Source organism: Microbacterium proteolyticum (genome assembly GCF_030818075.1).
Lineage (GTDB): Bacteria > Actinomycetota > Actinomycetes > Actinomycetales > Microbacteriaceae > Microbacterium > Microbacterium proteolyticum_A.
The window spans coordinates 1,123,612-1,149,325 of record NZ_JAUSZZ010000001.1 but is presented as its reverse complement, the minus strand read 5'-3'; the positions used below and the strand labels follow the sequence as shown (position 1 = coordinate 1,149,325).

Annotated in this window: 29 protein-coding genes; 8 read left to right on the top strand and 21 right to left on the bottom strand. The window is 71.3% G+C overall.

From position 1 onward, the window contains the following. Nucleotides 1–25: 25 nt before the first annotated feature. Both QE392_RS05285 and menC read right to left on the bottom strand, forming a co-directional pair. Nucleotides 26–712 carry a hypothetical protein gene (locus tag QE392_RS05285; RefSeq protein WP_307448996.1) on the bottom strand — a complete coding sequence of 229 codons (687 nt, stop codon included), beginning with the start codon at nt 710–712 and terminating at the stop codon, nt 26–28. Then, nucleotides 709–1,842 carry an o-succinylbenzoate synthase gene (gene menC / locus QE392_RS05280; RefSeq protein ID WP_307448992.1) on the bottom strand — a complete coding sequence of 378 codons (1,134 nt, stop codon included), beginning with the start codon at nt 1,840–1,842 and terminating at the stop codon, nt 709–711. The genes QE392_RS05285 and menC overlap by 4 nt, the downstream gene beginning before the upstream one ends. A 209-nt stretch (nt 1,843–2,051) precedes the next feature. Here menC and QE392_RS05275 point away from each other — a divergent pair, with 209 nt between their 5' ends. Continuing rightward, nucleotides 2,052–2,864 carry an SDR family oxidoreductase gene (locus QE392_RS05275; protein ID WP_307448989.1) on the top strand — a complete coding sequence of 271 codons (813 nt, stop codon included), beginning with the start codon at nt 2,052–2,054 and terminating at the stop codon, nt 2,862–2,864. 5 nt (nt 2,865–2,869) lie between these two features. Next, nucleotides 2,870–3,079, top strand: a complete 210-nt coding sequence (locus QE392_RS05270) for a multidrug transporter (RefSeq protein ID WP_307448986.1) — start codon at nt 2,870–2,872, stop codon at nt 3,077–3,079. 7 nt (nt 3,080–3,086) lie between these two features. Here the strand turns inward: QE392_RS05270 and QE392_RS05265 are convergent, their stop codons facing one another. Next, nucleotides 3,087–3,773 (bottom strand): GNAT family N-acetyltransferase, encoded by a 687-nt coding sequence (locus QE392_RS05265; RefSeq protein ID WP_307448984.1) that lies wholly within the window; start codon nt 3,771–3,773, stop codon nt 3,087–3,089. 173 nt (nt 3,774–3,946) lie between these two features. Between QE392_RS05265 and QE392_RS05260 the strand changes: the two genes are divergently transcribed. Continuing rightward, nucleotides 3,947–4,345: an MFS transporter permease gene (locus tag QE392_RS05260; RefSeq protein WP_307448982.1), complete on the top strand. Its 399-nt coding sequence runs from the start codon at nt 3,947–3,949 to the stop codon at nt 4,343–4,345. An 88-nt stretch (nt 4,346–4,433) separates the two neighbouring features. Here the strand turns inward: QE392_RS05260 and QE392_RS05255 are convergent, their stop codons facing one another. Genes QE392_RS05255 through QE392_RS05240 form a run of 4 tightly spaced genes read right to left on the bottom strand, consistent with a single transcriptional unit; the run spans nt 4,434 to nt 8,260 of the window. Beyond that, entirely contained in the window at nt 4,434–5,216 is a 783-nt protein-coding gene (locus tag QE392_RS05255) for an ABC transporter ATP-binding protein (RefSeq protein WP_307448980.1), read from the bottom strand. After that, complete coding sequence (locus tag QE392_RS05250; RefSeq protein WP_307448978.1) at nt 5,213–6,271, bottom strand: FecCD family ABC transporter permease; 1,059 nt, start codon at nt 6,269–6,271, stop codon at nt 5,213–5,215. Before QE392_RS05250 ends, QE392_RS05255 begins: the two co-directional genes overlap by 4 nt. Then, entirely contained in the window at nt 6,268–7,269 is a 1,002-nt protein-coding gene (locus QE392_RS05245) for a FecCD family ABC transporter permease (protein ID WP_307448976.1), read from the bottom strand. Before QE392_RS05245 ends, QE392_RS05250 begins: the two co-directional genes overlap by 4 nt. A 31-nt stretch (nt 7,270–7,300) precedes the next feature. After that, nucleotides 7,301–8,260 (bottom strand): ABC transporter substrate-binding protein, encoded by a 960-nt coding sequence (locus QE392_RS05240; protein WP_307448973.1) that lies wholly within the window; start codon nt 8,258–8,260, stop codon nt 7,301–7,303. A gap of 83 nt (nt 8,261–8,343) precedes the next feature. On the opposite strand from QE392_RS05240, the gene QE392_RS05235 reads away from it, so the two are divergent. Beyond that, on the top strand, nt 8,344–9,120 hold the full coding sequence (locus tag QE392_RS05235) for a GntR family transcriptional regulator (protein ID WP_307448971.1): 777 nt from the start codon (nt 8,344–8,346) through the stop codon (nt 9,118–9,120). Here QE392_RS05235 and QE392_RS05230 read toward each other — a convergent pair. Then, entirely contained in the window at nt 9,109–10,446 is a 1,338-nt protein-coding gene (locus QE392_RS05230; protein WP_307448968.1) for an MFS transporter, read from the bottom strand. The two genes, QE392_RS05235 and QE392_RS05230, sit on opposite strands and share 12 nt — an antisense overlap. Before the next feature lie 240 nt (nt 10,447–10,686). Further along, nucleotides 10,687–11,265, bottom strand: a complete 579-nt coding sequence (locus QE392_RS05225) for a TetR/AcrR family transcriptional regulator (RefSeq protein ID WP_307448962.1) — start codon at nt 11,263–11,265, stop codon at nt 10,687–10,689. A gap of 79 nt (nt 11,266–11,344) precedes the next feature. Between QE392_RS05225 and QE392_RS05220 the strand changes: the two genes are divergently transcribed. The 4 genes from QE392_RS05220 (at nt 11,345) to purU (ending at nt 13,567) form a co-directional block, all read left to right on the top strand. Beyond that, on the top strand, nt 11,345–11,488 hold the full coding sequence (locus QE392_RS05220; RefSeq protein ID WP_307448959.1) for a hypothetical protein: 144 nt from the start codon (nt 11,345–11,347) through the stop codon (nt 11,486–11,488). A 69-nt stretch (nt 11,489–11,557) separates the two neighbouring features. Beyond that, nucleotides 11,558–11,848 (top strand): hypothetical protein, encoded by a 291-nt coding sequence (locus QE392_RS05215; RefSeq protein WP_373426440.1) that lies wholly within the window; start codon nt 11,558–11,560, stop codon nt 11,846–11,848. Continuing rightward, nucleotides 11,812–12,465 (top strand): zinc-binding dehydrogenase, encoded by a 654-nt coding sequence (locus tag QE392_RS05210; protein ID WP_307448956.1) that lies wholly within the window; start codon nt 11,812–11,814, stop codon nt 12,463–12,465. Before QE392_RS05215 ends, QE392_RS05210 begins: the two co-directional genes overlap by 37 nt. Nucleotides 12,466–12,685: 220 nt before the next feature. Then, nucleotides 12,686–13,567, top strand: coding sequence for a formyltetrahydrofolate deformylase (purU, locus tag QE392_RS05205; protein ID WP_307448953.1), 882 nt, complete (start codon nt 12,686–12,688; stop codon nt 13,565–13,567). 132 nt (nt 13,568–13,699) lie between these two features. Here the strand turns inward: purU and QE392_RS05200 are convergent, their stop codons facing one another. The 12 genes from QE392_RS05200 to QE392_RS05145 form a co-directional block, all read right to left on the bottom strand. Continuing rightward, nucleotides 13,700–14,593, bottom strand: a complete 894-nt coding sequence (locus QE392_RS05200; protein ID WP_307448949.1) for an FHA domain-containing protein — start codon at nt 14,591–14,593, stop codon at nt 13,700–13,702. 15 nt (nt 14,594–14,608) lie between these two features. Then, nucleotides 14,609–14,887 carry a hypothetical protein gene (locus QE392_RS05195; protein ID WP_307448945.1) on the bottom strand — a complete coding sequence of 93 codons (279 nt, stop codon included), beginning with the start codon at nt 14,885–14,887 and terminating at the stop codon, nt 14,609–14,611. 207 nt (nt 14,888–15,094) lie between these two features. After that, nucleotides 15,095–15,622 (bottom strand): Na+/H+ antiporter subunit E, encoded by a 528-nt coding sequence (locus QE392_RS05190; RefSeq protein WP_307448940.1) that lies wholly within the window; start codon nt 15,620–15,622, stop codon nt 15,095–15,097. Then, complete coding sequence (locus QE392_RS05185; RefSeq protein WP_307448936.1) at nt 15,619–17,385, bottom strand: complex I subunit 5 family protein; 1,767 nt, start codon at nt 17,383–17,385, stop codon at nt 15,619–15,621. Before QE392_RS05185 ends, QE392_RS05190 begins: the two co-directional genes overlap by 4 nt. Next, nucleotides 17,382–18,947 (bottom strand): complex I subunit 5 family protein, encoded by a 1,566-nt coding sequence (locus QE392_RS05180; RefSeq protein WP_307448933.1) that lies wholly within the window; start codon nt 18,945–18,947, stop codon nt 17,382–17,384. Before QE392_RS05180 ends, QE392_RS05185 begins: the two co-directional genes overlap by 4 nt. Continuing rightward, the gene (locus tag QE392_RS05175; RefSeq protein WP_307448930.1) at nt 18,944–20,395 is read right to left on the bottom strand and encodes a complex I subunit 5 family protein; all 1,452 of its coding nucleotides are present in this window, start codon (nt 20,393–20,395) and stop codon (nt 18,944–18,946) included. Before QE392_RS05175 ends, QE392_RS05180 begins: the two co-directional genes overlap by 4 nt. Continuing rightward, nucleotides 20,392–20,706, bottom strand: a complete 315-nt coding sequence (locus tag QE392_RS05170; RefSeq protein WP_307448927.1) for an NADH-quinone oxidoreductase subunit K — start codon at nt 20,704–20,706, stop codon at nt 20,392–20,394. The genes QE392_RS05175 and QE392_RS05170 overlap by 4 nt, the downstream gene beginning before the upstream one ends. Next, nucleotides 20,703–21,629 carry a hydrogenase subunit MbhD domain-containing protein gene (locus tag QE392_RS05165; protein ID WP_307448925.1) on the bottom strand — a complete coding sequence of 309 codons (927 nt, stop codon included), beginning with the start codon at nt 21,627–21,629 and terminating at the stop codon, nt 20,703–20,705. Before QE392_RS05165 ends, QE392_RS05170 begins: the two co-directional genes overlap by 4 nt. Further along, the gene (locus tag QE392_RS05160; protein ID WP_307448922.1) at nt 21,626–21,982 is read right to left on the bottom strand and encodes a monovalent cation/H(+) antiporter subunit G; all 357 of its coding nucleotides are present in this window, start codon (nt 21,980–21,982) and stop codon (nt 21,626–21,628) included. Before QE392_RS05160 ends, QE392_RS05165 begins: the two co-directional genes overlap by 4 nt. Then, nucleotides 21,979–22,239, bottom strand: coding sequence for a hypothetical protein (locus QE392_RS05155; protein ID WP_307448919.1), 261 nt, complete (start codon nt 22,237–22,239; stop codon nt 21,979–21,981). The genes QE392_RS05160 and QE392_RS05155 overlap by 4 nt, the downstream gene beginning before the upstream one ends. A 235-nt stretch (nt 22,240–22,474) precedes the next feature. Then, a complete protein-coding gene (locus QE392_RS05150) occupies nt 22,475–23,437 on the bottom strand; it encodes a serine hydrolase (RefSeq protein ID WP_373426439.1) in 963 nt (320 codons plus the stop codon). Nucleotides 23,438–23,485: 48 nt separating this feature from the next. Then, nucleotides 23,486–25,468: a M13 family metallopeptidase gene (locus QE392_RS05145; protein WP_307448913.1), complete on the bottom strand. Its 1,983-nt coding sequence runs from the start codon at nt 25,466–25,468 to the stop codon at nt 23,486–23,488. Nucleotides 25,469–25,714 lie beyond the last annotated feature (246 nt).

Here is a 25,714-nt window from a genome sequence, read left to right as displayed (position 1 = left end):
GCCGCGGAACGCGCGGACCCCCAGTTTATCGAGTCGCGCCGCCCGGCTTTCCCGACGGGAGAGGCCGGGTCCTCCACCTCGCGAGGTACGGCATCGACATGTCGACCGCGTGCGCCGTTCGCGCGCTCCGGGCGGCGGCCGCCAATTCCTCGACGGGCGCGGCCCGCGGCGACGGCATGTGCGCGATGGGGTAGGGGAACCGATTGCGGAACGCGTCCATCCACAGCAGCACGAGGTCATCGCGGTGGTCGAGCTCCGCCGTCGTGCGCGATCCGCGCTCGTGCCGCTCGATCCGCCAGCCGGTCGTCGTGGGCGTCGCCTCGTACTCGGGGTCGAAATGCCACCTCCACGCGCCGCGGGTGAACCGCGGCGAGAAGTGCTCGAGGGGATCCATCGCGGGGGCGAGGCGCTCGGGCGTCCACGGCGCCGGGAAGAAGGTGGCGACGCTCACGTCGAGTTCGAGCATCGACAACTCTGCGCTCCAGGCCTCCCCCACCGCGGGAATCCCTCGCTCGAGCGCGGCCAGGAGCGCGACCGTCGTCGCGGTGGGCGCGCCCTCGTCGAGCAGGGCGACATACGTCTGCAGCGACCGGACGTAGGCGGTGCGCTCGTCGGCATCCAGGAAGGGCGGCAGAGGGATGCCGGCGATCGCCGGCCTCCCCCACGGCACGTCGTCGCGCTCGGTCTCCCGCAACCCCTGCCTGCCGGTCATCGCGTGAGACGCTCGGCGCGCACGGTGAACGCCGTCAACGCCGCCTCGTCGATGTCGACGCCGAGTCCCGGGCCGGTCGGCACCCGCACGTGTCCGTCCTCGAGCACCGCCGGCTCGGTGACGATGTCGCGGTCGTAGAACCGGGCGGATGCCGAGATGTCGCCCGGCAGCGTGAAGCCCGGGAGGGCGGCGAGCCCGGCGTTGGCGGCGCGGCCGATGCCCGTCTCGAGCATGCCGCCGCACCACACCGGGATGCCGGCCGCCCGGGCGCGGTCGTGGATCGCAAGCGCCTCGAGGTAGCCGCCGACGCGTCCGGCCTTGATGTTGATGATCGCCGCCGCGCCGAGGGCGAGCGCGTCGGCCGCGGCCTTGTCGGAGACGATCGACTCGTCGAGGCACACCGGGGTGCCGAGCCGCTTCGCGAGGGCGGCGTGGTCGACGAGGTCGTCCTCCTGCAGGGGCTGCTCGATCAGCAGCAGGTCGAAGCGGTCCAGTTCGGCGAGGGTGTCGGCATCCTGAAGGGTGTACGCGGAGTTCGCGTCGACCTGCAGCGGGATCGACGGGAAGGCCGCGCGGACGGCGGCGGTGTCGTCGACGTCGCGCCCGGGTTTGATCTTGATCTTGATGCGCACGTAGCCCTCGTCGAGGTAGCCGCCGACGGTGTCGACGAGCGCCTGGGGGTCGCGCTGGATGCCGACCGAAACCCCCGAGGGCACTCGGTCGCGCTCGGCGCCGAGGTACTGCGCGAAGCTGCGACCCTCGGCGCGAAGGGCGGCGTCGATGATCGCGAGCTCGAGCCCCGCCTTCGCCATGCGGTGCCCCACGAAGGGATGCAGGATGCCGGGCACCTCCTCGGGCGCGAAGGTGCGACGCTGCAGCAGCGCCGGGGCGAGGTAGCGGGCGAGCACGTCCCACGCACTGTCGGTGTACTCGCTCGAGTACAGCGGAGCGGCCATCGTCACGACCTCTCCCCAGCCGCGCCCGTCGGCGGTCTCGGCCGCGACCACGATGACCTCGCGCACCGTCTCGGTGCCGAACGACGTCGTGAAGGGCGATACGAGCGGGATCTGCAGGACGCGGAGCTCGACGGCATTCAGGGTCACGGGCACGGCGGCGCGGGTGAGGGGCATGAGGCGAGGCTAGCCCGGCCGCGGCGCCGGCGAGGAGGAGATGGCCCGGCCGCGGCGCCGGCGGGGAGGGGATGACCCGGCCGCGGCGTCGGCGGGGAGGGGATGACCCGGCCGCGGCGTCGGCGGGGAGAGGAGCCCGACCGTAACGCCCGCACCCGGCCGTGGCAAGGCCGGAACCCGCCCCGCGGCGCGCGCGTAGCGTCGTGCGCATGACCGCCGACTTCACCCCCCGCCACGCGATCGTCACCGGTTCCGACTCGGGCATCGGCGCCGCCACCGCCATCGCCCTCGCCGAGGCCGGCATCGACGTCGCCGTCACCTACCACTCCGACAAGGACGGCGCCGAAGAGACCGCTGCGGCCGTGCGCGCGCGCGGCTCCCGGGCGATCGTCGCGCAGTTCGACACAACCGACTTCGACGCGGTTCCGGATGCCGTCAACGCCATGGCCGACGAGCTCGGCGGGCTCGACGTCTTCGTCAACAATGCCGGCGGCGGCATCGGCGGGAGCTTCCTCGACCTCGACTTCACGACCTGGCGCACAGACATCTCGCTCAACCTCGACGGCGCGTTCCTCGCCCTGCACACCGCGGCGAAGCGCATGGTCGCGGCCGGCAACGGCGGACGGCTCATCGTGGTGTCGAGCGTGCACGAGCATCAGCCGCGGGTCGGCTCCGCACCCTACGTCGCCGCCAAGCACGGCGTCGGCGGCCTCATCAAGACCATGGCTCTCGAGCTCGGTCAGTACGGCATCACGGCCAACGCCGTCGCGCCGGGCGAGATCGCCACCCCCATCAACGACATGTCGGCCGAGGATGCCGATCGCATCCATCGCCCCGGCATCCCCCTCGGCCGCCCCGGCAAGCCGGAGGAGATCGCCGACGTCATCCGCTTCCTCGCCTCGCCCTCGGGCTCGTACGTCACGGGCGCCAGCTGGGTCGTCGACGGCGGGATGCTACAGATGGGCCCCCAGGCGGGCTCGCACATGGAGTCGGACGCGTGGCGTTCGGCCGGAGAGGAGTGAGCGAGATGAGCGACGAGAAGAGCTTTGAGGAGAACCGTCACGATCAGCTGACGTCGGCCCCGAAAGCCACGGAAGAGGATGCCGCTCCCCGTTTCGACGTGAGCCACCACGACGGCGTCACCCGCATCGACGTGCGCGATGACGCGGCGGTGCGTCCCGGTCCGGGTCAGGGCGACCCGGCGGCGGAGGAAGATACCCCGATCACCGAGCGGTGACCGTCCGTCACTCGACGATGAGATAACCCCGGCGGTCGAAGCCGCCGATCCGGCGCCCGGATGCCAGGTGCCCGGCCAGCTCGTCGCGCAGGCGCCGGCGCCAGTCGCGGGCCGCCGCGGCGTCGGTGCGACGCAGGCTCTCGATGTCATCGGGCGCCGCCACGACGGCGACGACGTCCGCCTCATCGGGAGTCGGGACGGGCGGCTCGGCCAGCGCCCACGACACCATGAGCCGGTCGGATTCGTCGCCGCGGTTCACGGCATCCGCCATCGCCCCGTAGTGATCGACGAGGTACTCCGTGGCACGGGCGCCGAGCACCGCCAGATTGAAGTGGGCGTTGCGCGCGACCAGCGGGTCGAACGTCCAGGTGATGTGCCCGACGCCGCGCTCGACTGCCCACACGCGCTGGTGGTCCTTGAGCGCGCGACCCAGACCGCGGCCCTGGTGCGAGGGCAGGATGCCGGTGATGTGCGAGTGCATCGTCCGCGCGGCGGGCAGGCCGAAGAACGCCGCGGATGCCCCGATCATCCTGTCGCCGTCGAAAAGCCCGACGACGTAGTTACCCGCGTGCTCGAGCGCTCGGAGGATGTTGGCCGGTATCGTGCCGCGCTCGCCCCACACCTCATCGAGCACCCGGGCTGCCTCGTGGATGCCGCCGACGTCGTCGAGGGTGCGGATCGCGAAGTCGCTCATGCATCGAGTCTGGCACCGCCGCCGTCGACGCCCGATCGCCTCTTCGACGTGACGTTCGCGCACGTCGATGCGTCTCACCGGTGTATGCGAACGAACGCTTCACCGACGAGAGGACACGACTCGCACCCACGTTCACCAGCCGCCGCCAAGACGCTGTCCGAGGTGATCCCGTGATGCGCGCGCGCTCGGCCCTCGCGCGCCGCCCGCGCGGCGTCTTCATCGCCGCCGGCGTCGGAACCGCCGTCTCGGCCATCATCGCGCTGGCTCTGTCCCTTCCCCTGGTCGGCTTCCTGGCCGCGACGACGGCGACGACGGCCGGACTCGTCCCCTTCCCCTTCGCGAGCGTCATCGGCGTGACCCTGCTGGGGATCGTGATCGTCGTCGGTGCGCTTCTGCTCGCCGTCACCCGCCGGCGCTCGCGGTCGTCGTGGGCGCTCGCGGTCGTCGCGTTGCTCGTCGCCCTCGCGGTGACGGTCTTCCCGCTGACCGTCGTGGCTATCGGCTCCGCCGACCGCGCGTCCGACGTCATTCCGCTGATCATCGACATCTGGCAGCGGCTGATCAACGGCTGACCGGCCGCCGCAGAGGGGCGCGGCGGCCAGACGGTCCCCTTTTGCGTCGAGTGCGACATCAGGTGCGGTCGCGGGGCACCCTTGTCGTTCATGTGGGCGAATGCGGCAGGACCACGGGGCGCCCGGTCCTCGGATCGGCCAGGATCGTGCACTCGATGTCGAAAACGCTGCGGATCATGTCCGGGGTGATGACGGTCTCGACCGTTCCTGTCGCGGCGATCCGGCCGTCACGCATGGCGACGATGTGGTCGGCATAACGAGCGGCGAGGCTGAGATCGTGAAGCACCATGACGACGGTCACCCCCTCGAGATGGAGCCGACGAACGGTATCGAGGACTTCGAGCTGGTGCGCGATGTCGAGATAGGTGGTGGGCTCGTCCAGAAGGAGGACGGGTGTGCTCTGCGCCAGCGCGAGCGCGATCCAGGCGCGTTGCCGCTGCCCTCCGGAAAGGGTGGAAAGCGGCTGGTCCGCCCGTTCGCGAAGACCGGTGCGATCGAGTGCATCGAGCACGATGTCCTCGTCGGCGCGTGACCACTGGTCGTACCAGCGCCGGTGCGGGTCTCGCCCGCGCGTGACGAGATCGATGACGGTCAACTGCTCCGGCGCCATCGGGGCCTGCGGGAGAAGGGCCACCTGGCGAGCGAAAACGCGATGCGGAATGTCGGCGATCGGCGTGCCCTCCAGGAGCACCTGCCCGTCGCCCGCCGGGCCGAGCCTGCTGAGACTGCGGAGGAGGGTCGACTTGCCGCACCCGTTCGGACCGATGATGGCCGTCACCCGGCCGGCGGGGATCTCCAGATCGATGCCCTTGAGCACCGAGCGTTCCCCGAATCGGAGGACGAGATCGCGAACGGTGAACACAGAGGTCATTGCGTGGGGTCTTTCCTCGAACGAACGAGCAGCCAGATGAGGAACGGCGCGCCGATGACGGCGGTGACCGCGCCGGCGGGGAGAAGGAGGGGGGCCAGTGCGAACCGTGCGACGAGATCGCTCGCGAGAAGAAGCGCGGCTCCCGCGACCCCGCTCGCCACGAGCGGAGGCCGGGGTGATCGACAGGCGAGACGTGCGAGATGAGGGGCGACGAGAGCGATGAAGCCGATCGGGCCCGCCGCGGCGACGGGGACGGACGTGAGAACGACCGCGATGAGAAGGAGAAGTCCCACCGAGTGCGGCACGCGGAAGCCCAGCGAGGTCGCGATGGATGGTCCGAGTTCCAGCGCGGGGAGCCGCGAGGAGAGGACGATCAGGGGGGCGAGGGCCGTGACGGCGGCGACGGTGACGGCTGCGACTTCCGACCATCCTCTGCCGCCGAGCGAGCCCGCGAGCCACGCGTTCGCTCGGGCCGCGTCGTCGATGCTCGCCGCGGTGAGCATCCAGCTCGTCAGTCCCCCGAACAGCGCGGAAACGCCGACACCGGCGAGCAGGGGCGACAGACCGGTCGTGCCCGTGACGCGGAGCAGGAGTCCGACGGTGGCGGCCGCGACGACGCCGCCCAGGAGAGCGGCGAGCGGGGTCCCGATGACGTCGAGCGCCGCGGAGCCGGCGGCGTTCGTGCCGCTGAGGACGATCGCGGCGACCGCGCCCGCGCCCGCGCCCGCCGACACGCCGAGAAGGTCGGGACTCGCCAGGGCGTTGCGTGCCGTCGTCTGCACGATCGCGCCGGCGACGGCGAGACAGACCCCCACGACGATGCCGAGAGCCACGCGTGGGAGACGTATGGCGTTGACGACGAGGTGGTCGCGGGCACTTCCTTCCCCCCGGAGCGCGGCGACGACATCCCCGGGGGCGAGCGTGTAGTCGCCCAGGGCCAGCCCGGCACCGGCCAGCAGGACGGTCGCGACGAGGAGAAGCGCGGAGACGACGACGGTTCGTCGGCGGACCTGCTGCGAGAACCTCCCGACTCGCAGAGTGGTGGACGCGCTCATGCGCAGGTCTTCCGGGTGCGGACGATGATGGCGAGGAGCGCCGGAGCGCCGATGACCGCGAGCACGACGCCGACCGGGAGTTCTGCGGGCGAGATGATGACACGTCCGACGACGTCGGCGATGACGACGAGGAGTGAGCCGAGCATCGCACTCGCGGGCAGGAGCACCTCGTGCTTCTCGCCGAAAACCCGTCGCGCGAGGTGAGGGGCGACGAGCCCGACGAATCCGAGAGCTCCGATGGCCACGGTCGCCCCACCGACGAGGAGAGTCACGACGACCAACCCCAGGAGCCGGGTGGGAAGCAGGCGGCGCCCCAGAGCGGCCGCGACGTCGTCGCCGAGCACCAGCACATCGAGCGCGCGAGCGTGCGCACCGGCGAGGACGCCGCCCACCGCGAGAGGAACGAGTGCGGCCATGAACACATCGAGGTCCCGGCCTGCGCTCAACGAGCCCACCGTCCAGAAGCGGAACAGGTCGAGCGCGGCGGAGTCGAGCAGCAGGATGATCCCGGTGATCGCGCCGAGCAGGGCGGACACGGCCGTTCCGGCGAGCACCAGCGACGCGGGGGACGCGTCTCGACGGCGACTCGCTGCGAGCCCGATGACGACCACGACGATCGTGCCCAGGGCAGCGCCGCCGAATGCCGCCCCGAGGTAACCAGCGGGTGTGGTGAGACCGAGAGCCGAGATACCGACCACGACAGCGAGGGAGCTGCCGGCCGTGATTCCCAGCAGACCCGGATCGGCGAGCGGATTACGGGTGTGACCCTGGACGACGACACCCGCGACCGCCAGAGCAGCGCCCCCGACGATCCCGATGAGCGTGCGGGGCAGACGCTGGTCTCGCACGATCGCACGCGCTTCCGGGTCCGCGGCCCCCAGCAGCGCCTGCCACACCGCCACCGGGGCGATCCCTCTCGAGCCCACCATCAGACCGAGAGTGAGGCACACGACGGTGACGGCCAACGCCGCGCCGATGAGAAGCGCCGCGCGCGCCATGCCACCCGACGACAGGTTCAGGGTTCCGCTCTCAGAAAGTGGCGAGCAGCGACTCGATGACGTCGATGCTGTGGAGCGCGGTCAGTGCCGCACCTTCGTGGGTCTGCTTGTCGGAGCGCACGACATGGCCTCCGGCGACCGCGGGCAGCTGCGTCCACAATGAATCGGTCTGCAGCTCGTTCCACGACGCGGCGTCGTTGACCAGCGCCACGACAGCCGTCGCATCGCTCCACTTCGAGACCAGCTGCTCTGGGGAGTACTCGATGCCCTCGCCGCTCTGAATCGCTTCGGCGAAAGCGGCGGACGGCGCGGCGCCGAGGTCTTGCAGCACGGTCGAGAGCAGTCGGTTGGGGCGCACATCACTCCCATCGGAGGTCACATTGATGGGCGCGAACGTCTGGGACGCGAGAACGTCGGCGTATGCCTCCGACACCTCCGCCACGCGCGCGTCGTACTGCGCGATGAGCTCCGCGGCGCGAGTTTGCGTCCCCGTCGCCTCGGCCACGAGACGGAGGTCGTCCTGCCACGAGCTCGTGGTCTGATCGCCGATCGCCAGCACGGGGGCGATCGCCCGCAGTTCGTCCAGGATGGGCTCGACGTCGTCGATGCGGCTGACGATCAGAGTCGGCGCAGCTTCCGCGATCGCCTCCAGGTTGACCTCTTCGGCAAGGAACATTGGCGAAGCGCCCACCGCCCGCGCAAGGGCCGGCGCGACAGGAGCCTCGAGGTCCAGCGCAGCGGCCTCTTCGTACGGGTACCCGGTGAGGGGCAGACCCAGCGACAACACGATGTCGAGGTCGCGGCGCCCCTCCAGGACCACCACCGATTCGATTGTCTCGGGCACGGTCACCGGGCCGAGGACGCTTTCGACGGTTCGGTCGCCCTCCTTCGCCGCCGGACCGCCGCCGCTGACAGCCGCGCACCCGGTCAGCGTGAGAGCAGCGACGGAGAAGAGGGCGAGAAGAGAGGCGGGGAAGCGTTTCGCAGGCATGAGGGGTATCCTTGATCCGTCATGGTCGACTAGGTAAGGCTACCCTAACCCATGCGTCGGGCGTGGTGCCCGGGAGGAGTCCGATGCAGCGAACCGCAAGGGGAAGGGGGCGTCGGGAGGGCGGCCTCATCGATGGCCCCGAAAGCGTCACCGCGATCGCGACGGCGGAACTGTGCGACCGCATCATCGACGGACGGTTGGCCATGGGCGCGCATGTGACCGAGCATGCACTCGCCGCGGAGATCGGCGTCGGACGGCAATCCCTCCGTGAAGCCCTCCGCGCACTGGAGAGTCGACGCGCCATCGTCCACGTGCCGCGTGCGGGGAGCCGCGTGGTGCAGCTGACTCTGCAGGACGCCTTCCAGGTGACCACGGTGCGCGAACAGCTCGAGGCCCTCGCGGTGCAGCAGGGGGTACCGGCGAACGGCGAGACGTTCGAGCGCCTGCGGACGGCTATGGACGCGATGGAACGCAACGCCCGCTCGGGCGATGAGACACGGGCACCTCACGACGGTCTGCAGTTCCACACGGCATTGGTGAACCTGGCGGGCAACGACCACTTGAACGCCGCCTACGCCGCGATCGCCCTCCCGGTGGCCATACTCATGCGGCTGAACCGTCAGGCACAGGCGGGGGCCGAGTCTCTCCTCGAGCGCGCGGCGCGACATCGACGCGTCGTCGACCTGATTGCCGAGGGGCATCCCGACGCCGTGCTCGCGGAACTGCGCGCACACCACACGGCCGCCTACCTTCTCGGCGACCACCTGTCCGCTCACGACGCATCCGACGACGCGCTCGCATGGGCCGGCAGCCTCGGACGGGTCGACCGGGGAGCGAGTCCTGACGCGTCAGCGCCCTGACGGCGAGGGCGAGTCGGTCCGGCTCACGTGGCGGATCGTGCGTCCGCGCTCGACGACGATTGCGATCCCGCCCACCAGCCACAGCGGAACCTGCGTGAGGAAGGCGAGGCGGAACGCGTCGAGGGAGTAGGTGTCGGGCGTCCCCGCCCCCTGCACGTCCATCGCGATACCGATGAACAGGATCGCGAGGAGCGCCGCGAGGAAACCGCCGCCATTGACGATCCCGGTCGCCGTGCTGAGGCGATGACTCGGCGTGAAGGTGCGGGCGTGGTCGAACGCGATCATTGAGGCCGGTCCCCCGGTCGACAACGCGAACATGAGCACGACGAGCAGCCACACCGGGGCCGGACCCGGCCACGCGATGACGATCAGCCAGACGAGCGCCTGGAACACCACCGTCGGCAGCACCAGCCAACGGGATCGGCGCGTCGGATGCCGACTCGACAGCGCCCCGATCACCGGCCCGCTCAGGATGCCGAAGAGCACGAGGGATGTCATCACGAGCGACGCCGTGGCGGGCTCGAGCCCCTCGCCCGCGGTCAGGAAAGGGAAGCCCCACAGGAGCATGAACGCCGTACCGGCGAACGGTGTCGCGAAGTGCGACCAGAAACCCAGTCTCGTGCCGGGGTGCGCCCACGACTCGCGGAAGCCCTTCCGCAGATCGGGTGCCGACTTCACGACACGGATCGCCCCGGTCTGGGTGTCGACGGAGGTGTCGACGGGGTCGGATCGGCGTTCGGGTGGACGGTTGCGGATGATGGCGTAGGTGAGGACAGCGAACAGCACCCCGAGTCCCGCGACGCTGCCGAAGGCGACGCTCCAGCTCGTGGCGTGCAGGAGCGCGGCGAGCGGCACCACGGCGACGATCTGTCCGAGCTGGCCGAGGATGCCCGTCAGCTGCACCAGAACCGGCGCGCGCTGCGCCGGGAACCACGTGGCGATCACCCGCAGCACGCTCGGGAAGATGGCGGCATCGCCCGCGCCGATGAGCACGCGGGCCAGGATGCCGATCCCCACGGCATCCGCGAAGGCCATGACGAGCTGTCCCGCTGCCATCAGCAGCATGCCGATCGCGATGATCGGGCGTGCGCCGAACCGGTCGAGCAGCAGGCCGACGGGGATCTGCATCGCGCCGTAGACGAAGAGCTGGATGACGGCGAACATCGACAGCGCCGAGGCGTCGGCGCCGAAACGCACGGCGGCATCGACTCCCACCGCGGAGAGGGACGTGCGGTTGATGATGGACACGACGTAGGCCAGAACGCCGACCGCCCACAGGGTCCAGGTGCGCCAGCCCGGCCGGTCGAGGCGCAGGGTGCTGGTCACGTCATCCAGGCTATCCGCGGCCACCGACATCGGCGTAGCTGCGGACGGAGAGCGAAGGCTCGGGGCGGCGTCCGTGGCCCCGGGGCGCCGGATGTGGCCCCGGGGCCACCACCGCACTCGGGCGATCGCGCCCGCGCGACACCGGCACCCCCGGCCCCCGGCACCGGGCATGGCTCCCGGGCCAGAGCCGGTCCGGCGTCGACGTCGGGCGCCGAGCTCCGCGCGATCGGACACGGAACGTCACCGCCGGGCGACGACGCCGTCCAGGATCTCGGCCATCTCCGCGCGGGCCCGCTCCAGGTGACTCGCGAGCGTCGCGTCCGTGTCGTCGGCCGCCCACTGCTCCAACGCCGTCTGCAGCAGCTCCACGACGACGCCGGCGAGGACCCGTGCCCTCAGTCGCTCGACACCCCGCGCGCGGTACCCCTCGGTCACCGCCGCCCGCAGATCGGACTGCTTCTGCAGATCGCGTTCGCGCAGTGCGGGCTCCGCCTCGATGAGGCGACGAGCGGTGACCATCTGCGCACGGCGCGGCTCGAAGCGTTCGGCGGCGAGCGCCTGCAGGCCGTTCCAGGCGATCGCGAACGGAGGCGCGTCGGCGGGGGCGGCGGCGAGCATATCCGTGGCGAGCCGGGGGATCTCGTCGCCGTCGAAGAAGACCTCCCGCTTGTCGGCGAAGTGGCGGAAGAACGTCCGGCGCGTCACCCCCGCTCGCTCGACGATGTCGGCCACGGTCGTGGCGTCGAAGCCGCGCTCGACGAAGAGGTCGAGGGCAGCCTCGCGCAGACGCTCGTGCGTGTCGGGTGCCCATCTGGCCATGCCGGAATCCTATGCGATGACACATGGTGTCATCACACCTATAGTGAAGACACTCCGTGTCATCACGAGGAAGGCCGTCATGTCCACGCACGTCGCCGCAACGCTCGCCACTCCCCGAGCCCGGCTCGCACTCGCCGAAGTCCGCACACCGGCACCCGGTGCCGACGAGATCGTCGTGCGCGTGCGCGCCGTGGCGGTGAACCCCGTCGATTGGGTCATTTAGGGCACCAGCCGCATCACGTATCGCTGGCTCCCCACGCCCGCAGTCCTCGGCTCCGACGTCGCGGGGGAGGTGGTCGCGGTCGGTGCCGACGTCCACCGGTTCCGCGTGGGTCAGCGCGTGTTCGGACTCGCAACCGGCACGGATCGCGGCAGAGACCCCCTCCGCGAGGGCGCATTCCAGGAGTTCACGACCCTGCTCGAGCGTCTCACCGCCCCCACACCCGATGACCTCTCCGATGAAGAGGCCGCCGTCTTCCCCCTCGGACTGTCCACGGCCGCCTGCGCCTTGTTCCAACCCGCGCACCTGGGTCTGCGGATGCCGGTGTGGGCCCGGCATCCGAGGAGAAGAACGAGGTCGTGATGGTCTGGGGCGGATCCACCAGCGTGGGGATGAACGCGATCCAGCTCGCGCGCGCCGCTGGATACACGGTTGTGACCACGGCATCCGCGAAGAACGCCGATGCGGTGCGTTCACTCGGTGCCGACGTCGTCGTCGATCATCGCTCGAGCTCGGCGGTGGACGATCTCGTCGCCGCCATCGCGGGACGCCCCGTCGCGGGCGCGGTCGCTGTGGGCGTGGGCTCGACGGACGCGTGCATCGACGTGTTGTCCCGCACCGGCGGAACGCGACTGGCCATGGTCAGCACGCCGGTCTCGCTCGACTCCCTCGTCGGGCGGCGGCACCTCTTCCCCGCGATGGTGCCGGTCTTCACCCGCATCGGCCTCGGCACCCTGCGCTCGACCTCTCGCGCTCGTCGCCTCGGCATCCGCGCGGGGTTCGTGTGGGGCAGCAGCCTGCGCGACGACGACACCGGCGAATGTCTCTGGGGAGAGGTCGTTCCGCGATTGCTCGCGGAGGGCGCTCTGCGTCCGGCACCCGCACCGCTCGTCGTCGGCAACGGGCTCGAGGTGGTGCAGGACGCCCTCGACCGCCAACGCGCGGGCGTCTCGGCTCAGAAGGTGGTCGTGCGGCTCTGACGATGCGGGTGCGCTCTCAGGCGTCGAGGACGAGCCGCTGTGCACAGGTGGCCCCGGGGCGCCAGATGTGGCCCCGGGGCCACCCGCGAACGCGCGGACCACACCCCACCCATGGCCCCGGCGCGCCGAACGTGACCCCGGGGCCACCCGCGAACGCGCGGACCCGCACCCCACGCGAGCCGTGTTCGGCGACATCGCGCGCGCACGACAGAATGGTCTAATGGCCTCCGCGAGCCCCCACCTGCAGCCCGATCACGCTTGTCTCATCGTCCACGGCAAAGACACCCCCGGCATCGTCGCCGCCGTGTCGACCTTGATCGCGCGCCAGGGCGGCAACATCGTCGCCTTCGATCAGTACTCCGACCAGCTCCGCGACGGCGCCTACTTCCAGCGCGTCGTGTTCCACCGGCCCGACCTGCCGGCCGCCCTCCCCGAGATCGAGGCCGATCTGGCCACGACGCTCGGCGACGGGTTCGAGCTCGACTGGACCCTCACCGATCTCTCGACCCCGAAGCGCATGGCGATCCTGTCGTCGAAGCAGGACCACTGCCTCCTCGACCTGCTGTGGCGCCACCGGCGCGGGGACCTGCCCGTCAGCATCCCGATGGTCGTGTCGAACCACACCACCTCCGCCGACGACGTGCGCTCGTTCGGGGTGCCCTTCTTCCACGTGCCGTCGACGCCCGGGCCCGACAAGTCGGCGTCCGAGGCGCGGATCCTCGAGTTGCTCGTCGGCAACGTCGACTTCGTGGTGCTGGCGCGCTACATGCAGATCCTGTCCCCCGACTTCCTGCAGAAGATCGGCGTGCCGGTGATCAACATCCATCACTCCTTCCTGCCCGCCTTCATCGGCGCCGAGCCGTACAAGAAGGCCAAGGAGCGGGGCGTCAAGCTCATCGGCGCCACCTCGCACTACGTCACGAGCGACCTCGACGAGGGCCCCATCATCGAGCAGGACACCGTGCGCGTCACGCACGCCGACTCCGCGGCCGACCTCGCCCGCCGCGGCGCCGACGTCGAGCGCCAGGTGCTCTCCCGCGCCGTGCTGTGGCACGCCGAAGACCGCGTGCTGCGCGACGGTAACCACACGATCGTCTTCTGACGCCACGGACGCCCGGCATCCGGCCCCGCCCCCAGACCGCACGCGGTTCGCAACATCCACGCGAGTGCGCACACACGTGCGGTCTGGGCGAAGGAGTGCGGTCCCGGCGGACGGATGCCGACGGCCTCCGCGTCAGTCGGGGTCGCTCGCGCGGCTGAGCGGCCCTGTTCCTCCGCGGGGCGGCTGCTTGCGCTGACGCGCGAGCTCGCCGCCGACGCGGCCGCCGTAGGGCCGACCGTGGTCGGCGAACTCGGCGCGGAAGTACGCCAGGCGCCAGGCGCCCAGCTCGATCCGGGCGCCGGTGCGCAGGATGCGGCCGCCGCCGCCACGACCCGGTCCCTGCTCACGCGCCCCGCCGCCGCCGACCACGTCGAAGCCGTAGAGCACGTACTCGTCGTCGCCCTCGTGTCGGATCTCGGCGTGCACCGGAGCGAGCCCGGGAAGGCGGAGGTCGGCCTCGTCGCCGGAACCGATGACCGTCTTGGTCGGCAGCAGGTCGAACTCGCGGGGACGCGAGCCGTCCCAGGTCGCGTCGCCGACGGCGAAGATCAGCCGCGGACGCCCGGAGCCGGGCGTGTAGTGCGTCGTCGTGACGCGCCGGCGCACGGTGCGGTTGACGGTCGGCACGAGGGGGAACGGCGTCTCGGGCGGAATGGGGAACGTCAACGCCTGCCCCTTGCTGCGCCGCGTCAGCAGCGGCGCCACCGCCGCCACCGACCCGAGCCGGATGTGCCGCGACCCCGTGATTGCACGCTGCAGGACGCTCTTCTTCACGTCGCCGAGCTGCAGGATCGGCCCGTCCGGCCCCTCGAGCTTCACGGAGATGCCTCGGGATGCCAGGGCCTCGGCGACCGTGGACAGCTCGGCGAGCGTGCGCCGACCGTTTCCCGGCAGCCGCGAGGGGTCGCTCACGACGATGCGCACCTCGGTACCCGCGGCCGTGACCGTCCCCTCGAAGGGCGGGGTCTCGGCATCCGCCCCCTGCTCCCGCTCCGAGAACGCCAGGTCGATGTCGAGGCGCACCATGTCGCCCGCCGCCCCTCAGTTGCCGCGGTACGGGTCGGACCCGGCCGCGGTGTCGTCGCTCGTGGTGACGCGGAGGGTTCCGTTGAGCTTCCACGTCGCGCGCGGCGCGTCGGGGCCGATGTCGCGGGGGACCTCGACGGTCATGTCGACGAACGAGTAGTTCACAGCCGCGCCACGACCGGTGAGATACGACCACATCTCACGGCCGAGGTCGGTCCAGTCGGTGATCGAATGGCCCTCGGGGCCGCTGCTGTCGGCGAACGGGTCGGTGGTGCTGGTGGTGGAGTCGGACATGGCCCCGGTCCCTTCTGTCGTTTCGAGGCCACCAGCGTCCCAGCGCCGATCGACACCCCAGGAGGGATTGCGCTTCGGTCGACGGTGCGGGACCATTCCGACCCCACTGCGGCAGACGACCGCGGTCCCGCCGACGCGGGTAACGGCCGCCCGAAACATGCCCCGGGCCGGACCGGTGCCGCTCAGGGATGCATCGCAGGCCGGGCGTCAGCCGAACGCGTCCTCGACCCGGGCCAGCCGCCCCTCCAGGTCGGCGATCGCCCGGTGCACATCGAGGGCGGGATCGATCACGTGCACGTCGAGGCGCGTCCCGTCGAGACGCGCGGAGAGGCTCCCCGGCATGAGGTTCATGACCAGCGCGAGCGCCACACGCGCCCCCCGAGAGCGGAGCCGCGTCTCATACGTGGTCCAGCGCGGGTCGATGTCGGGGCGCGGCAGACGAACCGCGCGGCGCGCGACGTCGATGCCCCCGACCACCGAGCGCCAGAGCACCCACCCCGCCAACCCGACGACGACCAGGATGCCGCGCACCCGCCGCGCGACGACACCGCGGCCGACGCTCCCCGCGTCGACGCCCCGGACACCGCCATCCCGTCGGGGCGCCAGCACATACGTCGCCGCCACGACGACCGGCACGCCGACGAGCCCGTAGCCCAGGGCCGACGGGGCCAGCTCCGTCACCGCCAGCCACAGGACCGCGACGACGGCCAGGCGCACGAGGAGCGAAACGATCACCGCGCACCGCCCCATGCGACGGCCACCCACAGCGCGGCGGCCAGGATCAGCACCAGCACGACGCCCGAGCCCACCCATGTGCCCACCCCGGCCTGAACGCGCTCGAACGCGGGCCACGGGGACGGACTCCGCCGCATCGCCGTGAGGAGTCCGTCACGCGCCGCACCGAGACCCCCCGATGCGCGGGCGAACACGCGGCCGAGCGCGCGCGCCGCGCGCTCCTCGATCACGACGATGTCGCCGGGCGGGATGACGTCGCCGCGCGGGTGGAGGACGGCAGACGCCGGAACCCGCCGGGCAAGGCCCCACGCCACGGCCGAGGCGGCCAGCCCCACCAGCAGGGGCCAGGTCTGTGCCCACATCGTCGAGGGGGAGAACCAGTCGGGCACCGACACCGGAGGCGCCCATGCGTCGGCGAGCACGGCCACCGGCACCACCGCCGCGACGGACACGAGCACCCACGCGACGTCGCGCGACACCGCCGTTCGGTGCGCGTGTCGTGTCCGCCGCATCAGCACGACGAAGAACCGCGCCAGCAGCAGCGTGGAACCCACCCCGAACCACGGCAGCACGTCGGCCACCGCGACCGGCACGAGGGGCACGAGCACGTCGCCCACCGCCTCCTTGCCCGCGTACTTCGCGACGAACCCGCTCGTGAACGGCACGCCGACAAGGGCGAGGGATGCCACGGCGAGCGCGCCGAGCACGAGGGCCCGCGGCATCCGCTCGGCATCCCACGCCTGCACGCCGAGGAACAACGCACCCTTCACCAGCCCGTGCGAGACGCTGTAGACCACGACCGCCGCGACGCACGCCGGAGCGAGGTCGGGGGCGACGAGGGCGGCACCGATCACCGCAGTGAGGAATCCCATCTGACTGATGCTGCTGTAGGCGAGCACGACCTTGGGGTTGTCGTGCAGCACGCCGACCGCCGCGGCGAGGAGTCCGCCGACCAGCCCCAGCGCGAGGAACACCCCGCCCCAGACCGGCTCGGCGCTCTCGCCCAGCGGCAGGAAGCGCAGCCATCCGACGATGCCGGCCTTCAACATGGCCCCCGACAGCACGGCGCTCGCGGGACTGGGGGCGGCGGGGTGGGCGAGCGGGAGCCAGACGTGCAGCGGTACGGTGCCGGCCTTGACCCCGAAACCGATCAAAAGGAGCGCGGTGAGCGCGTCGCGCCACGGCGAGACCGCGACGGCGGCCGGAGCCTCCGCGACGGTCGTCACGCCCTCGGACGCGAGGATCATCAGCGCCGCGAGCACGGCGCACTCCCCCACAACGGTGAGCACGAGGTAGATGGCGCCCGCCCGGCGCGCCCCGTCGGTGCGGTCGTGCACGACGATCGCGTAGCCGAGGAAGCTCATCGCGGCGAAAGCGAGGTAGAAGGTGACGAGGTCGGCCACGAGGAACACCGCGACGTTGCCCGTGAAGCACAGCAGGAGGAAGGCCGTCAGCACGTGCGTGCGGTCGCTCTTGCCGCGCACCACGAACGACAGGGCGAGGCCGTACAGCGCCACGGCCATCAGGACGAGCGGGCGGGCGATGCCGTCGATCGAGATCGTGGTACCCAGCAGCATCCAGTCGATCCGGTGGACTCCTCCGGGGTCGACGAGGGCGGCGACACCCGCGGGGACGACCGCGAGCCACGAGAGGCGCACGAGCCAGGCGCGCACCTGGTGGGAGCGGAGGCCGCCGAGGCGACCGAGCGCGCCGATCACCATCGCGACGACGAGCGGCAGGAGGAAGGCGGCGATCCAGGTCACGGCCACGCTCCATCCGCGATGATCCGGGCGATCGACCAGGGCGAGTACTCCCACCCGGCCGCGATCCCGAGACCCACCACGACGACCGCGGTCGCGAGGGCGGGCAGGAGCAGCGCCGCCGGCGCCTCGAGCCGGCGCACCGGTTCGCCACCGGCGCCCTCACCGCTCAGCTCGTCCTCATCGACCGGGTCGGCGATGTCGGGGGCCGCGCCGCCCGCCTCGCTCCTCACCGGCGGCTTCGTCCACATGGCGATGACCACCGGCAGGAAGTACGCCGCGTTCAGCATCGTGCTCGTCAGCAGCACCGCGACGACCCAGGGCTGACCGGCCTCGAGTCCGCCGACTCCCAGCGCCCACTTCGACACGAACCCCGCGAGGGGAGGGAGCCCGATCATGCCGAGGGCGGCGACGGTGAAGGCCGCGGTGGTCAGCGGCATCCGTCGTCCGACCCCGGCGAGCTGGCTCACCTTGGACAGCCCCAGCTCCTCGGCGTAGAGACCCGCGCAGAAGAAGAGGGTGATCTTCATGAACCCCTGGTTGACCATGTGGGCGACGGCACCGGCGGTGGCCAGCGGCGAGAGCAGCGCCGCCCCGAGCGCGATGTAGGCCACCTGCGACACGGTCGAGTAAGCGAGTCGCTTCTTGAGGTCGTCCTGTGAGAGGGCGCGCACCGATCCGTAGACGATGGTGACGGATGCCACGGCCGCCAGCACCGTGAGCAACCCCAGGTCGGACGCGGTCTGCAGACCGAAGGTGTCTTCGACCACGCGGATGATGCCGAAGGCGCCGGCCTTCACGACCGCGACGGCGTGGAGGAGCGCGCTGACCGGGGCCGGGGCGACCATCGCGACGGGCAACCAGCCGTGCAGGGGGAAGAGGGCGGCCTTGACCCCCACGCCCGTGAGCAGCAGGGCCCCGATGATCGTGGCCGACACGGGGTCGCGCTGTGCGAACTCGATGACGGCCGGGATGCCGCCCGGCGAGAACTCGACCGGCCCCACCTCGAAAGTGAGCCACGCGACGCCCAGCAGCAGCACGACACCGCCCACGAGCGTGTAGCCGAGGTACGTGCGCGCCCCCCGCAGAGCCTGCGCCGTGCCGCGGTGGGCGACGAGGGGGTAGGTCACCAGCGTCAGCAGCTCGAAGAAGATGAGGAAGGTGACGAGGTTCTCGGCGAGAGCGATCCCGGTCGTCGCCGTGACGCAGAGGCTGAAGAAGCCGAAGAACCGACTGCGGTTGGGGGCGCCCTCCAGATAGCCGATCGCGTAGATCGTCGTCGCCAGCCACAGCCCCGCCGACAGCGCGACGAAGAACAGCGAGAACGCGTCGGTGACGAAGACGATGGGCAGGCCCGGGATCCAGGCGAATTCCGCGCGCAGCTGCTCGCCCTGCAGGACGAACGGGATGAGGACGGCCACCAGCGCGACCTTGGCGAGCGCACCGCCGAGGTTGAGGGTGGTGCGGATCCACCTCTTGTCTTCCGGCACGGCGAAAGTGAGCAGCGCGGGCACGAGCGAGGTGAGGATCAGCACGACGGGAACGGCGCTGGGAATGACGGTCATGAGCGTCCTCCCCCCGGAAGGGTGCCCACCAGCAGGTCGACGAGCGGGCCGGGGAACAGGCCCAGCACCAGCGACAGCGCAGCGAGCGCGAAGGGGACGGCGACCAGCGCGCGCCGAGGCGTCTCATGCGGGGGCGGCGGGTCTTCCCCGGGCACGTTGAACATCGCCGCGATCATCCGGCCGGTGTATGCGAAGGTGAGCAGACCCCCGACCAGCAGCACGGCGACCCACCACCAGGCCCCCTCGGCCAACGCCGCCTGCAGCAGCTGCCACTTCCCGACGAAGCCGAGCGCGGGCGGAAGCCCTGCCAGGCTCACACCGGCTACCCCGATGGTGGCGGCGGTCAGCGGCATCCGGGACAGGGCCCCGTGGAGTCCCTCCAAGCGGTCGTCCCCGTAGGCGATGACGAGCGACCCCGCCGCGAGGAACATCGCCGCCTTCGCCAGACCGTGCGCGACGGCGAGCACGATCCCGCCGCTCCACGCCGCCTCGGCCCCGACGACCGAGCCGAGCAGCGGCAGCATGAGGACGAGGTAGCCCACCTGTGCGACGGTCGAATAGGCGATCACGGTCTTCAGGCGGTCGCGACGCAGCGCGAGGATGCCGCCCCAGACGACGCCCGTCGCGCCCGCCGCCGCGACGACCGTCGCGAGCATCGGAGTGAGGCCGCTGACCGGACCGAGCGCGGAGAAGACCCGCCACAGCACGAACAGGGAGGCCTTGATGACGAGCGCCGACAGCAGTGCGCTCACCGCGGCAGGCGCCGCGGGGTGGGCGACCGGCAACCACGAATGCAGCGGGAAGAGGGCCATCTTCGCCGCCATCCCGACGGCGACGAGCGCGATCACTGCGGCCGCCGTCGCCCCCTCGGGCATGCGCTCGGCCGCGATGGCCAGATCGAGGGCGCCCGTCTCGCCATAGACGAGTGCCACCGCGAGCAGGTAGAACAGCGACCCCGTCACCGCGACGAAGAGGTAGCGCAGCGCGGGCGCCGTCGCCTTCGCGCCGCCCAGGGCGACGAGACCCACCGCGGCCAGGGTGAGCAGCTCGAGCAGCACGTAGATGCTGAACAGGTCGCCCGCGACGAAGACGCCGTTGACGGCCGCGAACGCGACACCAACGAGCGGCCAGAAGGAGGGCGAGCCGATGAGGCGTCGATCGAGCGCCCCCGCGACCGCCGCTGCGAGCACGACGAGCGCGCTCAGCGCCACCATCGCGATCGAGGGCCCGTCGGCCACGAGTGCGATCCCGAGGGGCGGCGCCCACCCGGCCAGCTCGGTGCGCACGGCCCCGGCGGATGCCACGTGCCCGCCGACTACGCCCGTCAGGACACCCGTGAGCACGGTGGCCGAGATCGTCACCGCCGCCCGCGCACGGGGAGGGACGGAAGCGGCGACCATCGCACCGAGCACGGGCACGAGGACGACGAGGGACAGGAGTGCGTTCACGAGCTCCCCTCCCCCGTCGGCGCCTCGTCCTCGGCATCCGTCCGCTCGATCCGACGGGCCAGGGCGAGCGCCAGGCCGGTGATCGCCGCCATGACGACGATGCCGGTCAAAACGAGGGCCTGCGGAACGGGATCGGGAGCCACACCGTCCGGCCGGCGATCGGCCAGCGCGAGGAAGACGAGCATGACACCGCCCGACGCCACGTTCAGGGTGACGATGCGGCGGATGAGATCGCGCACCAGCAGGTGCACGGCGATGCCCACCGCGAAGATCACCGCCCCCGCGGCCAGGAACAGCTCGACGGTGCTCATACGGGCGCCTCGTCGCTCTCGACGTCGACGGCGCCCGCGCCCAGGAACACCCCGGCCAGCGCGACGGCGATCGACACCGCCAGCACGGCCTCGATCGCCAGGATTGCCGCGCCCGCCCACGCCGGATCGAGACCGAGCCACGCGCCGGTGGCCCCGAGCCCGATCACGCCGAGCAGCACGAAAGCGACGACCCCACCGCCCGCGACGGCCATCGCCGTCCGCCCGCGAGGAGTGGAGTACGGGATGCCGCACAGGTGCGCGACGACGAGGGCGGCCGCCGCGAGAGCCCCTGCTTGGAACGCGCCGCCGGGCTGACGGGAGCCGGCGACGAGGATCCAGACCGCCAGCACGAGCAGGACCGGCACCAGAACGAGGGCGAGGGCGCGTCGCACGGGCTCGGCTTCCCGGACGGGCCGGATGCGCTCCCGCGCGACGGCGCCCACCGCGACGGCCGCGGTGACCAGCACCGCGATCTCGAGCAGCGTGTCCAGGCTGCGGTAGTTCAGCAGCACCGCCGTGATCGGGTTGCTCACCCCCGTGCGGTCGAGGTTCGCGAACGCGTCGGCGGCCAGCGGCGCCGGCTCCGGGGGAAGCCGGCGCACGATCACGACCAGCGCCGCCGCCGCGACGCCGCCGAGGATGATCGCGAGGACGGTGCGCCGGCCGTCGCTGCTCCCGGGAGGCGGGGGCGTTCGTCGCTCGAGCGCATCGACGAGGAGCGCCCCGGCGATGCCGCCTCCCAGCGCCGCCTCGGCGATCGCCACGTCGGGGGCGTCGACCCGCCCCCACAGCACCGCGAGCAGGATGCCGAAGACGAGGAACGCCGTGTGCGCCGCCGCGCGACCGGGCACGAGCACGGCGACGAGGGCGGTCACCAGCACCGCTCCGACGACCACCGTGTCGAGGATGTCGAGGCCGCTCACTCGCCGGTCTTTCGATCACTCGAGGCGGTCGGCGGCCGTGCGGGCGCGGCATCCGGGAACTCCGCCGCCCGCGCATGACCGGCGAGCAGGTGCGAGTTCGCAGCCGTGCCGAGCAGGGCGAGCAGCCAGATGAGCACGAGCTTGAGCGCCACGCCGAGGGGCGAGCCGTCGCCGGGTCGGGAGAACACGTCGATCACGAGTGCGACGACGATGAAGCCGAGGCCGAGGTTGTCGGCCTTGGCGACCGCGTGCAAGCGCGTCGGCAGATCGGGGAAGCGGAGCAGACCGAACGTCCCCGCCACGACGAAGACCGTGCCGACGAGGAGCAGGGCGAGCACGAGGGCATCGATCATCGCGGCTGCCTCCGCGTGTAGACGACGACGGTGACGGTGGCGAGCCCGACGACCGTGATCGCCACGTCGCGCAGAGCCGGCACATCGAGGGCCGATGCCAGCACGACGAACAGCGCGGCGCCGCTCGTGCCGAGCAGGACGAAGGCCGTCAAGCGGTCCTCGGCCGTGGGGCCGCGCACGCCGCGCCAGAGTCCCGCGACGATGCAGACCACCAGGACGGCCGCGACGGCGACGAGAGCGAGGTCGATCGCGCCCATCACTGCTCCTCCCCGGCTCGCCGTCTGCGTTTCGAGGACTGTACCCACCGTGTCCGACATCGACGCCGCGGCTGGCGTGCCATCACGGCGGTGCGCTATGGACGATCAGCGCAGGACGGCGGGGGCGCTCGGCCCGTTCGCCGTCGCGCGGCCCGGGACCGCAGCCGCGGGTGTTCCGGGCGGCGAGGGGGCACGGCCGGGTCGCTGGGTCACGTCCGCGCGGGCGCCCTCGCGATCAGTACACGTATTCCATGAGCTCCACGCCCAGCACGCGGAACGCATCGTGCGCGCGCAGGCGGTGCGCGATCGTCAGGTCGTCGAAGTTGACGATCAGCGCGAAGGCGACGCCGGCGCGCGGTCCGCCCAGCACGCCCGCCTCGGCGCGCACGCCCGCCGCCCGCCCCGTCTTGTTGACGAACAGGAGCCCGTGCTGGTCGTTCTCGTGCGCGAAGGGGTCGAGCCCGGTGGCGGATGCCGCGAGCGAGAGGTCGTGGTTCAAGCTCAGCCACTCCGCGACCTGGGCGCTGACACCGGGCGAGACGACCGTGGAATTGACCAGTCCCGCGAAGAGGTGGGCCATCTCCCGGGCGGTCGACAGAGCGAGATGGGGGGCGTCGTCGGGACCCCGGTCGTCGCGGAAGCGATCGAGCAGGGCCGTCCGCCGCAGTCCCAGCTCTTCGATGCGCGAGCGCGCGGCCTGCAGCCCCACGCGGTGCAGCAGCGCATTCACGGCGAGGGCGTCACCCGACGATGCCGCGAGCATCGCCACGTCGATGAGCGGCAGCGCCGGTGCCTTGAGGTGCTGCCACACTCCCCCGTGCGCCGCCCCCTGCACGGCGGAGCGGTCGACGATCTCAAGGGGGTCGATGCGCCCCGCCTCGAAGGCTGCCGCCACCTCCACCAGCAGTGGAACGACCCCCAGGCCGCCGACCGGCAGCGTGAGGAAGTCGTCGCCGGCGAGCACCTGCGATCCACCGTCGAGGTCGTCGATGCGCACTGAGACCTGAGCGCCGGAGGACGCCAGTTCGTCGAGCGCGCGCAACGTCGCGGTGAAGGAGCGTCTTCCGGCCGCAGCTCGTCGGGGCAGGCGCTTGGGTCCCTTCCGCCCCGCCCCGCGGAGGGCCGGGGCGTCGCGTCGAGACGACGCCACCGGCCCGCCCAGGGGTTCGGGCAGAGCGGGGTCGGGTACCGGGGGCATGCCCACGAGCGTGGCTCCTTCCGTGTCAGGAAGACAACAAACGCAACCTCACCAGATGGTGACGCGCTGGTCCGCATCGAGCCAGAGCGCATCACCCTCGGTCACATCGAAGGCCGCGTAGAACGCGTCGATGTTACGGACGATCTGGTTGCACCGGAACTCGTTCGGCGAGTGCGGATCGATGGTGAGAAGGCGGATGGTCTCGGCATCCCGGCCCTTCTGCTGCCAGATCTGCGCCCAGCTGAGCAGCAGACGCTGGATGCCGGTGTACCCGTCGACGATCGGCCCATCACCCTCGGTTTCACCCTGCTCGGCGAGAAACAGCCGGTAGGCGGCGATCGCGATGCCGAGGCCGCCCAGATCGCCGATGTTCTCGCCGATCGTCAGCTTGCCGTTGACGTGGTGCTCCTCGCTCAGCCCCTGCGGGACGAGCGCCTCGTACTGGGCGATGAGGGCCTTGGTGCGCTCCTCGAACGCCGCGCGGTCGGCATCCGTCCACCAATCGCGAAGCGATCCGTCGGCGTCGAAGCGGCTGCCCTGGTCGTCGAAACCGTGACCGATCTCATGACCGATGACCGCGCCGATCCCGCCGTAGTTGGCGGCGGCGTCGCGGTCGGCGTCGAAGAACGGGTACTGCAGGATCGCCGCCGGGAACACGATCTCGTTCATGAGGGGGTTGTAGTACGCGTTGACCGTCTGCGGGGTCATGTACCACTCGTCGCGGTCGATCGGCTGACCGACCTTCGCCAGCTGACGGTCGTGCTCCCACACGTGCGCACGACGGACGTTGCCGACCAGGTCGCCGGCGTCGACCTCGACGTCGGAGTAGTCCTTCCACCGCACCGGGTAGCCGACCTTCGGCACGAAGGTGTCGAGCTTGGCGAGGGCGCGTTCGCGGGTCTCGTCCGTCATCCAGTCGAGCTTCTGGATCGAGCGGCGGTACGCCTCGATGAGGTGGGCGACGAGACCGTCCATCGCCTCCTTGGCCGCCGGCTTGAAGTGGCGCTCGACGTAGACCTTGCCGATCGCTTCACCCAGAGCCGCCTCCACGAGGCTGACCCCGCGCTTCCAACGCTCGCGGTTGACGGGCACACCGGTGAGCTGCGTGCCGTAGAAGGCGAAGTTCTCGGCGACGAAGTCCTCGGAGAGGAAGGCGGCCGCCGCGTGCACGATCTTGAAGCGCAGCCACGCCTTCCAGTCGTCGAGGCGTTCCTCCACCAGCAGCGTGCCGAGCGACTCCACGAAGCTCGGCTGGTAGACGACGACCTCGGCGAAGGCGTCTTCGTGCCCGGGCGCGACGCCCGCCCGCCAGGGCTCCAGATCGACACCGGCCAGGGCGACAGTGTCGTCCCAGGACTTCAGGTTGTAGGTCTTGACCGAGTCACGGCTGTCTTCGCGCGACCAGTGGTTCGCGGCGATCTCCGTCTCGAGGGCGAAGATGCGATCGGCGGATGCCGCGGCCTCGGCGACCCCGGCGAGCTCGAGGATGCGCGCGATGTGACCGCGGTAGGCCTCGCGCGTCTCGGCGAAGTTGTCGAGCGTGTAGTAGCTCTCGTCGGGCAGTGAGATGCCCCCCTGGTAGATCACCGGAACGTATCGCGTCGGGTTGCCCGGGTCGGGCTCGACGAAGAGCGCGATGAGCCCGCTGATGCCGTCGCGCTCCAGCTCGCCGACGAGCCGCAGGAACGACGGGATGCCGTCGACGCCGTCGACGCGCTCGAGCTGCGACGCGAGAGGCTCACGACCGAGCGCCTGAATGCGGTCGGTGTCCATGAAGCTCGCGAACAGGTCGCCGATCTTGCGCGCTTCGCTGCCGGCCTCGGCATCCTGGGACTCCTCGACGATGGTGCGCACGTCGGCCTCGGCCTGCTCGGCGATCAGATGGAACGAGCCCCATCGGGCCTTGTCGTCGGGGATCTCGGTGCGCTCCAGCCAGCTGCCGTTGACGTGGCGGAACAGGTCGTCCTGCGGGCGGATCTCGTCGCTGAGCTCGTCGAGCGCGAGACCGGAGGAGCGGGGGGTGTCGGTCATGCAGACAGGATAAATGCCGCGACTCTGTGCCTGCTCCGAGGAGTAGGGAGGCTGCCCGCTCGCCGCGCAATTGACGGCCCGATTTCCACCGCGCACAACCTCCGCGATGTGCACAACCTCAGCGGCATCCCCCCGACGCCGGCAGAGGTTGTACACATCACTGACGTTGTGACGCTTGCCCTCAGCATCCGCGAGACCGGGGCCTGGCGCCCGATGCACGATGCCCGATGCCAGATGTCGGGGGTC